We start from the raw sequence: 12,411 nt of genomic DNA on the forward strand, positions 1-12,411 counted from the left end.
GGGCAGGCCCCGCAAAGGACATCATGACGATTACTGAAATCATCTATTGGCTTGAACTGGCGGGGGTCGCCGTGTTTGCGATTACCGGCGCGCTTGAGGCATCCCGTCGTCAGATGGACATGGTCGGATTTGTCCTGATTGCGACCTTTACCGGCATCGGCGGCGGCACTGTTCGTGATGTCATTACCGGGGCAACGCCGGTTTTCTGGATACGCGACACCACCTGGCTTGTGACCTGCATCGGGGCTGCCGTCATCACATACTTCACCGCCCATCTGGTTGAACGACGCTATGTCGCCTTGCTGTGGCTGGATGCGCTGGGACTGGCAATGTTCGGGGTCACCGGGGCGGCCATCGGCCTTAATCTCGGCGTATCCCCGTTGGTCGCAATCGTTCTGGGCATGATCACGGCCACTTTTGGCGGCATGGTGCGTGATGTTGTCTGCAATGAAATTCCGCTGATCCTGCGCCCGGAAATTTATATCACCTGTGCGCTGGTCGGTGCGGGGATCTATGTGATTGGCACAGCCATCCTTGATTTGCCGCGCGGGCCGATTGCCGTGATTGCGTTCTTTGCAGCATTCCTGATGCGGGCATGTGCGATCAAGTTCAAGCTAAGCTTCCCGGTCTACAGGGCCCGTCCGGGTCGGGAATACTAGGGCAGCACACCCGCTGTCCCATTCCCTACTCGACGATCAACTGAACCCGGTCGCTTGAAAAGGCGGTGACACCATATTCGATTGGCGCACCAGCGGAATCAACATCGACACTTTCTGTCGAAATCACCGGACGGTTGCGTGCCTGTTTAAGCAGGTTGGCAACACGTGATGACGGAAGCGTTGCCGAAATGCGCGTGGTCTTTCGTGTGTAATCATCAATCCCGAAGCGTTTGAAAGCCTCTGTAAGCGATTTGGTTTCGACAAATATCTCGACAATGCCGTCAAAGCGCGCGGCCGGAAGATAACTTGTCGCAACGGCAAGCGGGACACCATCGGCCTCGGATACCGAAAACAACTCAATCACCCGCGTGCCCGGTTTGACATCTAGGAACTGCGCAATCGTCGAATTGGCTTTGAGGACCTCGGACGAGATCAGGCGTTTGTCGGGCAAGCGATGGCGACCCGATACGATCTGCGAAAACCTTGTTTTCAAACCAAGCGGGTAGTCAAGGATCTGTTCCTGAACAAAGGCGCCGCGCCCCTGTTCGACACGGACAACATTGGAATCGACAAGTGCCGCCATGGCGCGGCGCACCGTATGGCGATTCACCCCAAAGCGCCGGACCAATTCCATCTCGGTCGGCATCTTTTCGCCGGGTATGAAAACGCCCTCCGAAATATCAGCCAGAAGCTGCTTTTCGATTTGCTTCCAAATAGATAGGCCCGGTTCCCAATCCATTGCATTCCCCGTTCACAAAACTTTCACCGCAAGACCTTTGCCTTTGCTGCTGGATCGTCTTATAACGTCAATAGGTATAGACGTCTAGACAAATTTTGAAGTTGTCGACATAAGTTGAAAAGGGATCAGTTTGATGACGGCACACCCCGCCCCGAATGCCCGGACAGATCAAAACCGGAATGCAGACACCCCCAGCGATCCGCATATTGCCGCGCGCCAAAAATGGATGTCGGTTCTGGCCCGCACATCCCGTGCACGCCTTGAAACCGAATGGTCGGAAAATCACAGCAGCGAAAGCTGGACGCACCTGCGCGAACCGCAGATCGGCATGGTGATGGTACGCGGCCGCGCTGGTGGTGCCGGGCAGCGTTTCAACCTTGGTGAAATGACCGTGACACGCTGTGCGGTGACGCTGTCAGACGGCACGGTCGGGCATTCCTACGTCAAGGGACGTGATCGTATTCAGGCGCAATATGCCGCCCTGTTTGATGCGGTGATGTTGCGCGACGGATCGGCAGGCGATTTCATCGACACCCTGGCCGCCGAACAGGCCGCGGCCAAACGCGATCATGCCCGCAAGGTTGCCGCCACCAAAGTTGATTTCTTCACCCTTGTTCGCGGAGAAGACGAATGACGCCCCAACCCCAATCAGCCCTCGCCCAGACAAGTGAATTGCTGCCCGGTTTTGACCATGCGGCCTTTGATTCAAACGCTGTCTTCCGAGCCCTGTTGGATGCGATGTCGCGGCCCGGTCGCATTTATGATCTGCTGGTCAGTGTTTCCGCACCCGATGGCCTGAACAAAGCCGCCACTGCAACGCTTCTTGCCATGGCAGATATGGATACGACCATCTGGCTATCGCCAAGTTGCGCGACCAAGGCCGCGGGCGATCATTTGAAATTCCATTGCGGTTGCCCGATCAGCACGGATGTCAAACAGGCCGATTTTGCGGTTGCGCGCATTTCCGATGATCTGTCCTTTGTCACCGATCTTGCCGTTGGCAATGCGGAATACCCGGATCAATCGGCAACCCTGATCCTGATGGTCGATGAGATTTCAGATCACCCGTCCATGACCCTAAAGGGGTCGGGCATCAAGGATACGCATAGCCTTGCGATCAAGGGCCTGCCGGAAAGCTTCCATGCATGGCGCGCAGAAAACCATCACCTGTTTCCCTGCGGCGTTGATGTGATTTTCGCAAGCGAAACCCAGATCGCCGCCCTGTCGCGCACCACCCGGATCGAGGTCAATTAATCATGTATGTTGCAGTAAAAGGTGGCGAACGCGCCATCAACAACGCGCACAAGCTTCTAGCCGAAGAGCGCCGGGGCGATACGGACATTGCCGAAATCGAAACTGATCAGATCGAACAGCAACTGTCGCTATCCGTCACCCGCGTCATGGCCGAAGGGTCGCTTTATGATCGCGATCTGGCCGCCCTTGCCATCAAGCAGGCCCGTGGTGATTTGATCGAGGCGATCTTTTTGATGCGCGCCTATCGCACGACGCTGCCGCGTTTTGCTTTTTCCAAACCGATCAAAACCGCCGAAATGGACGTATCGCGTCGCATTTCAGCAACCTTCAAGGACCTGCCCGGCGGACAGATTTTAGGCCCGACCTTTGATTACACGCACCGCCTGCTGGATTTCACCCTGATGGCCAATGGCGAGGCACCGACCGAGGCACCGAGTGGTGAAAATCCGATCGATGAGAACATGCCACGCGTTTTGGATGACATCCTGAACTATGAAGGTCTTATTCAGGATGAACCGGTTCCGGTCGATGAAAATGCCCCGGTCGCCGATTTGACCCGCGAGCCGGTCAAATTCCCGGCCGGACGTGATTTGCGTTTGCAGAACCTGTCGCGCGGCGATGAGGGATTTGTTCTGGCACTCGGTTATTCCACACAGCGCGGCTATGCCAACAGCCATGCCTTTGTCGGTGAAATCCGCTATGGCACCGTTTCGGTCGAGATCGAACCCGAAGAACTCGGTTTTGCGATTGATATCGGCGACATCGAACTGACCGAGTGCGAGACGGTCAACAAGTTCAAGGGATCAAAAACCAAGCTGCCGCAATTTACCCGTGGCTATGGCCTTGTGTTTGGCCAGAACGAACGCAAAGCCATTTCGATGGCACTGGTCGATCGTGCCATGCGCGCCAATGAAATGGGCGAACAGATCATGGGCCCGGCACAGGACAGCGAGTTCGTGATGGAACATAGCGACAATGTTCAGTCCACCGGCTTTGTCGAACATATCAAGCTGCCACACTATGTCGATTTCCAGGGCGAACTTGAACTGGTGCGCCGCATGCGCGCCGAGGTCGAAGAACGTCTGGCGAAAGCCGAAGCTGAGAATGGCGCATCCCAACCCGAGGCCGCGGAGTAATCCCATGGAACAGACTGTCAAAAATCCGGCCAACGGGGCACCGGACTATAATTTTGCCTATCTTGATGAACAGACCAAACGCATGATCCGGCGCGCTCTGCTTAAGGCCGTGGCGATCCCGGGCTATCAGGTGCCGTTTGCCGGGCGCGAAATGCCAATGCCTTATGGCTGGGGCACGGGCGGCGTTCAGGTAACAGCCGCCGTAATCGGACCGAATGATACGCTTAAGGTCATTGATCAGGGGGCGGATGACACCACCAACGCGGTTTCCATCCGTCAGTTCTTTGCCAAGACAGCACAGGTGGCCACCACGGAAAAAACCGCCGAGGCATCGATCATTCAAACCCGCCACCGCATCCCGGAAAAGGAATTGCGCGAAGATCAGGTGCTGGTCTATCAGGTCCCAATCCCCGAACCGCTTCGCTTCCTTGAACCGCGCGAGACCGAAACGCGCAAGATGCACGCGCTTGAAGAATACGGCCTGATGCATGTGAAACTTTATGAAGATATCTCACGCCATGGTCATATCGCGACGACATATGCTTATCCGGTGATGGTCGATGATCGCTATGTGATGGATCCGTCGCCAACGCCAAAGTTCGACAATCCCAAAATGAACAATATGGCGGCCCTTCAGCTTTTCGGGGCTGGTCGCGAAAAGCGCATCTATGCCCTGCCGCCCTACACCAAGGTCAAAAGCCTCGATTTCGAGGACCATCCGTTCGAAGTCCAGACCTGGGAAGACGAATGCGGCATGTGCGGTGCGCGCGACAGTTACCTTGATGAAGTCATCCTCGATGATCAGGGCAACCGGATGTTTGTCTGTTCGGACACCGATTACTGCGCGGAACGACAGGAAGCCGGCCATCGCGGCCCGCAACATCATGACCAACCCCTTGGCACCGCAGATCGCGGAAAGGCAGCAGAATAATGACCCAGATGAACGAACCGCTTCTGCGCGTTGAAGACCTGACCATGATGTATGGCGACCGAGTTGGCTGCAAGGATGTCAGCTTTGAACTCCGACCCGGTGAAGTCCTTGGCATCGTTGGTGAATCCGGATCAGGTAAATCCACTTTGCTGCGCAGCATTTCCGCCCAGCAGGAACCGACCAACGGGACGGTTGAATATCAGACCCGCATTGATGGCGTGCGCGATGTCTATCAGATGTCCGAAGCCCAGCGCCGCCTTTTGATGCGCACCGACTGGGCATTTGTCCATCAGAACCCGCGTGATGGTCTGCGCATGAATGTCAGTGCCGGGGCCAATATTGGCGAACGGCTGATGGCGATCGGGGATCGTCATTACGGCAACATCCGCAACAATGCCGACAGCTGGCTTGGCAAGGTCGAAATCGCGTCCGAGCGCCTTGATGACCTGCCCTCAACCTTTTCGGGCGGCATGCAGCAACGTTTGCAGATTGCCCGCAACCTCGTAACCAGCCCGCGCCTCGTCTTTATGGACGAACCCACGGGTGGGCTTGATGTTTCTGTTCAGGCCAGATTGCTCGATCTGCTGCGCGGGCTGGTTCACGATCTTAATCTTGCGGTGATCATCGTCACCCATGATTTGGCAGTCGCCCGACTTCTTTCGCACCGGCTGATGGTGATGCAACAGGGCAAGGTCATTGAACATGGCCTGACCGATCAGGTTCTTGATGACCCGCAGCATCCCTATACGCAGCTGCTTGTTTCTTCCATTCTGCAAAACTGACCGGGGCGAAGAAAATGTCTGAAATGCTTCATGCTCAAAACGTCGCCAAAAGCTTTACCCTGCATACTCAGGGCAGCGTGACCATCCCGGTTTTTGAGGGCGTTGAATTCATGCTTTCGGCTGGTGAATGCATCGCGCTGACCGGTGAATCCGGATCGGGGAAAAGTACATTCATGCGCATGCTTTATGCCAATTACACATGCTCTCAGGGGTCCATCAAGGTGCTCCATGATGGCGACTGGCTTGATATCACCACCGCCAGCCCGCATTCGATACTGGAAATCCGCAAGCGCACGCTGGGCTATGTTTCGCAGTTCCTGCGCGTGATCCCGCGTGTACCGACCCTTGATATCGTTGCCGAACCGCTCGTGGCCCTTGGCACGGATCGCAAGACCGCCACTGACAAGGCACGCGATCTTTTGACACGTCTGCGCATCCCTGAACGTTTGTGGCAGCTTTCGCCGCTGACCTTTTCGGGTGGGGAACAACAACGTGTGAATATTGCGCGTGGCTTTATTGCCGATTATCCGATCATGTTGCTGGATGAACCGACCGCATCGCTTGACGTCCAAAATCGCGCCACAGTTCTGGCGCTGATTGAAGAAGCCAAAAGCCGTGGGGCCGCGATTGCCGGTATTTTCCATGACCATGAAACCCGTGATGCCGTCTGCACCGGGTCGTTTGATGTGACTTCGTTTAAAGTTGGGGCCAATGACTGAACAGATTTTTACCAACGCCAAACTGGTTCTGGCCAACGAAGTCATTGATGGGGCCGTGCAGGTCAAGGACGGCAAAATCAGCGATATTTCTGATCGACCGTCCAACCTGCTGGGTGCAGAGGATATGGGTGGCGATTACCTGATGCCGGGCCTGGTCGAGCTGCATACTGATAACCTCGACAAGCACCTGACCCCGCGTCCGAAAACGCGTTGGCCGGCAACAGCCGCCGTTGTCGCCCATGACAACCAGGTCGCCAGTGCCGGGATCACCACCGTGTTTGATGCGGTATCCATCGGTGACGTCAATGAAGGGTCTGAACGCATTGTGCGATTGATTGAATCGGTCAATGCCCTTGAACACGCGCTGGAAAATGCATTGCTGCGCGCCGATCACAAGCTCCATCTGCGCTGCGAAACATCCTTCCCCGGCATGGTCGAGGCCCTTGGTCAATTGATCGACCTGCCTCTGGTCAGCATGCTTTCGGTGATGGATCACACACCGGGTCAGCGCCAGTTCGTCAGCCTTGATGCCTATTACACCTACTATCAGGGCAAATATGGCCTGAACGATGAAGAAATGCGCAAATTCATCGCCACGCGCCGTCGCGATGCCGAGCTTTATTCCGAAAAGCACCGCCGTCATGTGGTCGAACAGGCCCATGCCAAGGGTCTGGCACTCGCAAGCCACGATGACGCAACCGCCGAACACGTTGCCGAGGCGGTTGCAGACAAAATGACCGTGGCCGAATTCCCCACCACGCTTGAGGCTGCCAAGGCATCACATGAAGGTGGGCTTGGTGTGATGATGGGGGGCCCGAACCTTGTGCGCGGCGGATCGCATAGCGGCAATGTTGCGGCAGGCGAGCTGGCAAAGCATGGCTATCTCGACATCATTTCAAGCGACTATGTCCCGCACAGTCTTTTGCACGGCGCGATGAAGCTGTTTGACGAGTTCGAGGGCTACGATCTGCCACGCGCCATTCGCACCGTGTCGCTTAATCCGGCGACCCAGGTCGGGCTCGATGATCGCGGCGAGATTGCGGTTGGCAAACGCGGCGATCTGATCCGGGTGCATCATTCCCCGCACCACCCGATTGTGCGCGGTGTCTGGCGCGAAGGTGTGCGGGTGTCATGACCGGGGCACCTGCACATAATTGCAGATCAGGATATGGCCTTTTGGTCCTTGTCGTCGGCCCAAGTGGCGTCGGCAAGGACACCCTTCTCGATGCCGCGCGCGAAAGACTTGCCCAAGACAAGCAGTTCTGCTTTCCACGGCGCTGCATCACCCGCCCGGCCGGATCGGTCGGGGAAACACACATCCCCGTCCGGCCCGAGGATTTCGGACAAATGGCACGTCAGGGGGCGTTCCTGCTGAGCTGGATGGCCCATGATCTGGGATATGGCATTCCACGCCATGTTCTTGGCGAGGTCGAGGCGGGCAAAACCGTCATCGTGAATGTATCGCGCAGCGTCATTGGCGATGCCTGTGCCCTTGTTGGACAAAACAACGTTCGGGTTATAAGCATCCGTGCCAGCAGCGAGGCATTGCGCAAGCGGCTTGAAGCCCGCGGGCGCGAAGATGCCCTTGATATCGAACGCCGGCTTGCACGCGCATCCGCCTATCAGGTTGAGGGCGATCATGTTGTTCATGTTGATAATGATGCCGATCTAGAAACCGGTATCGCGCGTTTCATCCGCGCAATTGAAATGCCACAACCGATTGCAAACCGCGCCTGAGGCTCTTTCAGCCATCCCAAAATGCTGCACCTTAAAAGCGCAGCATTTTTATCCAGTCAACGGGAAACGTTTCAGCAATCTGAACGGCTTCCGATCACCCGGATCACCAAACAGGCACACTTCGCGAACGGTAAATGGTTCCTGACACGGCGGTGCGACCAAGCCTGAAAGTGCCGCTTTGAAGGGATCGATCTGATTGTCTGACAGCTTGTTAGTCAATGTCAGATGGAAGCGGAATTCTTCCATGACATAGGGATAGCCCCAGCGCACAAGATAGGCTTCCTGCCGATCCGTCAGACCGCTAGCACGGCGTTTGTTCATTGCCGCTTCGTCTTCGGGCTGGCGAAAGTCATCGAGTTCGCGCACCAGTGTTGCCGCAAGGTCGGCCAAGTCTGCGACGGGTTCGGTCGGAACAAGGGCCAGAAAACGACCAATCGCCTTTAAGACCAGATGTCCGCACGCTACCGGTGCAATCGTTTTGCAAAGTCGCGAAACGGTGGTTTCCAGATCGCCACGATCCATGCCGCGTGGCAGTGCAAATGGCGGTTTCAGGGTGCCATGAAAACCGTATCGGCTTGGCGACGTGGTTGCCGCCACAATCTCGGCCTCTGTCAGGTCTGCAACAATTGGCCGTGGCAACTGGTTTCCGGTTTCCGGATCACGCCCCAGCCAGGCATTGCCAAACTGCCCCAACGCGCTTTGTGGTTCCGGCGCATAATAAAGCGCGTAGCGTTGATAATGGTCAGTCATAAGTGAACTCTGGAAACGGGTGACGCGGCAAGAAATGCCAAAGGTCAGTAGCTTAACCTTCGGCATCCATCAAATCATTGGGAAATATTGATCGGTTAAACCGTATCGTATTTCAGGCAAAAGTCACGCACCGAAAGCGTTCGGAAATCCTGCAACCTCTCGCGCAGCATTTCATGCGACCAATCCCACCAGCGAATGCGCAACAGGGCATCGACGATGTCTGCCTCAAACCGTGGGCGCAGGGGGACTGCCGGAATGCCTGTCACAATCGTGTAGGGCGCGACATCCCTGGTGACCACCGCACCAGATCCGACAACAGAACCGATGCCAATGGTGACCCCACCCTGCACAATCGCGCCATGCCCGATCCAGACATCATGTTCCAGACGCACACGTTTTTCACGACGCCAGTCAAAGAATGCCGGGTCATCTTCGCCCAGTTCATAGGCGCTGGAGCGATATTGGAAATGATGCATCGATGCTCGATCCATCGGGTGCTGTCCCGGGTTGATGCGGGTATGGGCGGCGATATTCACGAACTTGCCGATATCGGAATAGATGATCTCGCTGTCATTCACGACATAGGAATAATCATCCATTTTCGTTTCGCGCACCGAGGTCCGTTCACCGACTTCGGTCCAGACACCCATTTCGCAATCAACGACAATCGCTGTTTGGTCAATCGTGGGCTGTTCCGACAATGCCTTCATTGCCGGTTTGGCCTGCGTAATCTTAAACGCCATGATCAGGTCACCAGTTTACGCAGACGCTGGGACACCATATCGAGCAGGCTGACCGAGATAATGATGATGATCATGACCGCCGCTGTTTCCGCGTAATAGAAGCCACGGATATATTCCCACAGCACCATGCCGATACCACCGGCCCCGACAATGCCCAGTACAGTCGCCGAACGCACATTGCTCTCGAACCGGTAAAGCGAATAGGAAATCCAAAGCGGCAAGACCTGCGGGATCACGCCAAAGATAACTTCCTGAAGCGCATTGGCGCCCGTTGCACGAATGCCTTCAACCGGTTCGGGGTCAATTGCTTCGACCGCCTCGGAAAACAGTTTGGCCAGAACGCCTGTGGTGTGAATCCAAAGGGCCAGGACACCGGCAAACGGGCCAAGGCCGACCGCAACAACGAACAACATGGCAAAGACCATTTCGTTGATCGCGCGGAAGGAATCCATCAGGCGACGGACCGGCTGATAGACCCAGACGGGGACGATATTTTCAGAAGAAAGAATACCAAACGGGATCGAGCAAACGATGGAAAGCGCTGTGCCCCAGATCGCAATCTGGATGGTGATCCACATTTCTGCGACATACATCTTCCACATCAGGAAGTCGGGCGGGAAGAAGCCCTCGGCGAAGTCGACCATGTTGCCGCTGTTTTCAAACAACGCCATCGGGCGCATATCTGCCCCCTCCCACGACATGGCCAGAAGTCCAAGGATGATCGCCCAAAGCAGGAAGCTCGATGCCGACCGTTTAAGGTCACGCGGCGGAAGCTCCGTTGCGACAGATGATGTCGAAGAAATGCTGCTGTTCATCGTTCAAATCCCGGAATTAAAAGCAAACAGGGAGCGCATCTTTGATGCACTCCCTGTCGAAAAGTCGGTTACTGGTAGGCAACCAGGATGTCGAGTTCAGCAAGTTTCTTGTCGATCTCGGCAACGCGTTCTGCTTTTTCTTCAGCAGAAAGTTCTTCGGTGTTCTGGATTTTCAGCTTGTCCTTGAACAGGGCCAGCTGACGGATCGGGTAAAGCTGCGCGTTCGAGCTTTCCATGAAAAGGCCCATGCCATCGGAGTTGTTGGCAAGAACTTCCTTGGCGCTTTCAACATCACCGAAACGACCGTAACCAAGGAAGAATGCCTTGATTTCGGATTTCAGTTCGCGCGACAGGTCTTTACGGTAAACCATCGGGTCAGACGGGATCAGCGGCGAGGTCCAGATGACTTTGACCTTGTCGGTGATTTCCGGCTTGTTCATTTTGGTACGGCCAAGCTGCTCGGAGTTGTTGGCAGCAACATCAACCTGCTTGTTGGCAGTCGCCATCAGGTTGGTTTCGTGGTTGGCGTTACGAACGGTCTTGAAGCATTCCTTCGGATCAACGCCGTTTTTGGCGAAGACATAATAGGACGGAACAAGGAAGCCCGAGGTCGAGTTCGGATCACCAATACCGAAGTTCAGCGAACCATCACATTTCAGCATGTCTTCAAGGGTTTTGACCTTGTCGTTGTCAGCCTGGGTGATGATGTGGGAATAGTAACCGTTCGAACCATCGGATTTCGACGTCTGAACGAAGACTTCGCCACCGGCGCGGTCAACGGCTTCCATTGCCGACTTGTTACCGAACCAGCCAACGTGAACCTTGCCAAAGCGCATGCCTTCGATGATACCGGCATAATCCGGTGCAAAGAATGCCTCGACGTCTTTGCCAAGGGCTTCTTCCATGTCATCGATCAGCGGCTGCCACTGAGCTTTGAGGTTAGAAGTAGATTCGGTCGAAATGATACCGAAAACGATGGTTTCCGGATCCTGTTCGAGCGGCTTGAATTCAACATCGGCCTTGGCAACGACGGATGCCAGCATCGTGGCCGCAAATGCTGCGGATGCGATTGTCTTAACGTTCATAAGAAGTCCCCTGTCAGAATAGATTTCGACATGTTTCGAGAAGGTAAGGCAGTCATGACAACTGGCCCGGCTAGCTTGTTGCGACAGCCAGGTCCTTTTCTGCGATGGGCCGTGTAACGGGCTCTGCGGCCTTTGCCGCACCATCGGCAAAAAGTTCGGAAGAATGTTCGCCGTAAAGTTCCTGAAGGAATTGCGGCGTCAGTTCGCTTGACGGTCCGTCAAAAACAACTTCACCATCGCGCATGGCGATGGTGCGTTTGCAGTAGTCTTTTGCGTAATCAACCTGATGAAGTGATACGATGACGGTGACGTTGTCTTCGCGATTTACGCGATCAAGCGTGTTCATCACTTTGCGGGACGATGCCGGATCAAGCGATGCAATCGGCTCGTCGGCAAGAATAAGTCGGGCGCCCTGGGTAATGGTGCGCGCAATCGCCGCGCGCTGCTGCTGACCACCCGAAAGGTTCCGCGCCTTTTTCGACGCATGGGCATCAATGCCAACACGATCAAGCGCGCTCATGGCTCGCATCTTTTCGGTTTTGGTAAACAGACCAAGCGACCCGCGCCATGCCGGCACACGGCCCAAAAGCCCCATCAGGACGTTGGTCAGAACCGAAAGACGGCTAACCAGATTGAACTGCTGGAAGACAACACCAATCTCGGAGCGCACCTTGCGGGCACCGCGTGAAATCTTGCCATTTTCCTGAATGGTTTCGCCAAACACGACGATCTTGCCGCCATCGCGATCACCGCGCAGCAAACCGGCAATGTGACGGATCAGTGTGGATTTACCCGAACCCGATGCGCCAATCAGCGCCACCATCTCGCCTTCCCGCACCTGCAGTTTGACGCCGCTGAGCGCACGCTTGTCACGGGTAAAGCTTTTGTTCAGTCCAGAGATATCTACAACCAGCATCAAAAGAGTCGCCTGAATGTGTTTCGCTGGATGAAGAAGCTACGCACAAACCGCGACTCTACGGTGACACTGATGTTACAGTTCGATGATTACGCAGAGCATATTGCCCCGACAACAATTAAACTTGTCTATACATCAAGAATTC

15 protein-coding genes are annotated in these 12,411 nt (G+C 55.4%); 9 read left to right on the forward strand and 6 right to left on the reverse strand.

Going from position 1 to position 12,411, the window contains the following annotated elements:
- On the forward strand, positions 1–659 hold a 659-nt coding region (locus tag B3Z49_RS03755; protein WP_349676361.1), incomplete at its 5' end, for a trimeric intracellular cation channel family protein.
- A gap of 25 nt (positions 660–684) precedes the next feature.
- Here B3Z49_RS03755 and phnF read toward each other — a convergent pair.
- Positions 685–1,398, reverse strand: coding sequence for a phosphonate metabolism transcriptional regulator PhnF (gene phnF / locus B3Z49_RS03760; protein WP_296988324.1), 714 nt, complete (start codon positions 1,396–1,398; stop codon positions 685–687).
- A gap of 133 nt (positions 1,399–1,531) precedes the next feature.
- Here phnF and phnG point away from each other — a divergent pair, with 133 nt between their 5' ends.
- Genes phnG through phnN form a run of 8 tightly spaced genes read left to right on the forward strand, consistent with a single transcriptional unit; the run spans position 1,532 to position 7,957 of the window.
- A complete protein-coding gene (gene phnG, locus B3Z49_RS03765) occupies positions 1,532–2,032 on the forward strand; it encodes a phosphonate C-P lyase system protein PhnG (protein ID WP_296988326.1) in 501 nt (166 codons plus the stop codon).
- Complete coding sequence (phnH, locus tag B3Z49_RS03770; protein ID WP_296988327.1) at positions 2,029–2,652, forward strand: phosphonate C-P lyase system protein PhnH; 624 nt, start codon at positions 2,029–2,031, stop codon at positions 2,650–2,652. Before phnG ends, phnH begins: the two co-directional genes overlap by 4 nt.
- Before the next feature lie 2 nt (positions 2,653–2,654).
- Complete coding sequence (locus B3Z49_RS03775; RefSeq protein ID WP_296988329.1) at positions 2,655–3,788, forward strand: carbon-phosphorus lyase complex subunit PhnI; 1,134 nt, start codon at positions 2,655–2,657, stop codon at positions 3,786–3,788.
- A gap of 4 nt (positions 3,789–3,792) precedes the next feature.
- Positions 3,793–4,719 carry an alpha-D-ribose 1-methylphosphonate 5-phosphate C-P-lyase PhnJ gene (locus B3Z49_RS03780; RefSeq protein WP_296988331.1) on the forward strand — a complete coding sequence of 309 codons (927 nt, stop codon included), beginning with the start codon at positions 3,793–3,795 and terminating at the stop codon, positions 4,717–4,719.
- Positions 4,719–5,501 (forward strand): phosphonate C-P lyase system protein PhnK, encoded by a 783-nt coding sequence (gene phnK, locus B3Z49_RS03785; protein WP_349676362.1) that lies wholly within the window; start codon positions 4,719–4,721, stop codon positions 5,499–5,501. The genes B3Z49_RS03780 and phnK overlap by 1 nt, the downstream gene beginning before the upstream one ends.
- 14 nt (positions 5,502–5,515) lie before the next feature.
- A complete protein-coding gene (gene phnL, locus B3Z49_RS03790; RefSeq protein ID WP_296988332.1) occupies positions 5,516–6,220 on the forward strand; it encodes a phosphonate C-P lyase system protein PhnL in 705 nt (234 codons plus the stop codon).
- Positions 6,213–7,355, forward strand: a complete 1,143-nt coding sequence (locus tag B3Z49_RS03795; RefSeq protein ID WP_296988334.1) for an alpha-D-ribose 1-methylphosphonate 5-triphosphate diphosphatase — start codon at positions 6,213–6,215, stop codon at positions 7,353–7,355. Before phnL ends, B3Z49_RS03795 begins: the two co-directional genes overlap by 8 nt.
- A 41-nt stretch (positions 7,356–7,396) precedes the next feature.
- Complete coding sequence (gene phnN / locus B3Z49_RS03800; RefSeq protein WP_296988336.1) at positions 7,397–7,957, forward strand: phosphonate metabolism protein/1,5-bisphosphokinase (PRPP-forming) PhnN; 561 nt, start codon at positions 7,397–7,399, stop codon at positions 7,955–7,957.
- A 48-nt stretch (positions 7,958–8,005) separates the two neighbouring features.
- Here phnN and B3Z49_RS03805 read toward each other — a convergent pair whose 3' ends face one another.
- The 5 genes from B3Z49_RS03805 to phnC all read right to left on the reverse strand — a co-directional run bounded on the left by B3Z49_RS03805 (position 8,006) and on the right by phnC (position 12,266).
- A complete protein-coding gene (locus B3Z49_RS03805; RefSeq protein WP_296988338.1) occupies positions 8,006–8,707 on the reverse strand; it encodes a DUF1045 domain-containing protein in 702 nt (233 codons plus the stop codon).
- A gap of 95 nt (positions 8,708–8,802) precedes the next feature.
- On the reverse strand, positions 8,803–9,450 hold the full coding sequence (locus tag B3Z49_RS03810; RefSeq protein ID WP_296988340.1) for a chloramphenicol acetyltransferase: 648 nt from the start codon (positions 9,448–9,450) through the stop codon (positions 8,803–8,805).
- A gap of 2 nt (positions 9,451–9,452) precedes the next feature.
- Complete coding sequence (phnE, locus tag B3Z49_RS03815) at positions 9,453–10,265, reverse strand: phosphonate ABC transporter, permease protein PhnE (RefSeq protein WP_008889692.1); 813 nt, start codon at positions 10,263–10,265, stop codon at positions 9,453–9,455.
- Between the two features lie 68 nt (positions 10,266–10,333).
- Positions 10,334–11,350 carry a phosphonate ABC transporter substrate-binding protein gene (phnD, locus tag B3Z49_RS03820; protein ID WP_008889691.1) on the reverse strand — a complete coding sequence of 339 codons (1,017 nt, stop codon included), beginning with the start codon at positions 11,348–11,350 and terminating at the stop codon, positions 10,334–10,336.
- Between the two features lie 70 nt (positions 11,351–11,420).
- Positions 11,421–12,266: a phosphonate ABC transporter ATP-binding protein gene (gene phnC, locus B3Z49_RS03825; RefSeq protein ID WP_296988343.1), complete on the reverse strand. Its 846-nt coding sequence runs from the start codon at positions 12,264–12,266 to the stop codon at positions 11,421–11,423.
- Between the last annotated feature and the right edge of the window lie 145 nt (positions 12,267–12,411).

It is taken from the genome of Thalassospira sp. UBA1131 (genome assembly GCF_002311515.1).
Lineage (GTDB): Bacteria > Pseudomonadota > Alphaproteobacteria > Rhodospirillales > Thalassospiraceae > Thalassospira.

Excerpts from the sequence above, each read along its gene's own strand:
- phnF (WP_296988324.1), bottom strand. The coding sequence starts at position 1,398 with ATGGATTGGGAACCGGGCCTATCTATTTGGAAGCAAATCGAAAAGCAG.
- phnG (WP_296988326.1), top strand. The coding sequence starts at position 1,532 with ATGACGGCACACCCCGCCCCGAATGCCCGGACAGATCAAAACCGGAAT.
- phnH (WP_296988327.1), top strand. The coding sequence starts at position 2,029 with ATGACGCCCCAACCCCAATCAGCCCTCGCCCAGACAAGTGAATTGCTG.
- B3Z49_RS03775 (WP_296988329.1), top strand. The coding sequence starts at position 2,655 with ATGTATGTTGCAGTAAAAGGTGGCGAACGCGCCATCAACAACGCGCAC.
- B3Z49_RS03780 (WP_296988331.1), top strand. The coding sequence starts at position 3,793 with ATGGAACAGACTGTCAAAAATCCGGCCAACGGGGCACCGGACTATAAT.
- phnK (WP_349676362.1), top strand. The coding sequence starts at position 4,719 with ATGACCCAGATGAACGAACCGCTTCTGCGCGTTGAAGACCTGACCATG.
- phnL (WP_296988332.1), top strand. The coding sequence starts at position 5,516 with ATGTCTGAAATGCTTCATGCTCAAAACGTCGCCAAAAGCTTTACCCTG.
- B3Z49_RS03795 (WP_296988334.1), top strand. The coding sequence starts at position 6,213 with ATGACTGAACAGATTTTTACCAACGCCAAACTGGTTCTGGCCAACGAA.
- B3Z49_RS03805 (WP_296988338.1), bottom strand. The coding sequence starts at position 8,707 with ATGACTGACCATTATCAACGCTACGCGCTTTATTATGCGCCGGAACCA.
- B3Z49_RS03810 (WP_296988340.1), bottom strand. The coding sequence starts at position 9,450 with ATGGCGTTTAAGATTACGCAGGCCAAACCGGCAATGAAGGCATTGTCG.
- phnE (WP_008889692.1), bottom strand. The coding sequence starts at position 10,265 with ATGAACAGCAGCATTTCTTCGACATCATCTGTCGCAACGGAGCTTCCG.
- phnD (WP_008889691.1), bottom strand. The coding sequence starts at position 11,350 with ATGAACGTTAAGACAATCGCATCCGCAGCATTTGCGGCCACGATGCTG.
- phnC (WP_296988343.1), bottom strand. The coding sequence starts at position 12,266 with ATGCTGGTTGTAGATATCTCTGGACTGAACAAAAGCTTTACCCGTGAC.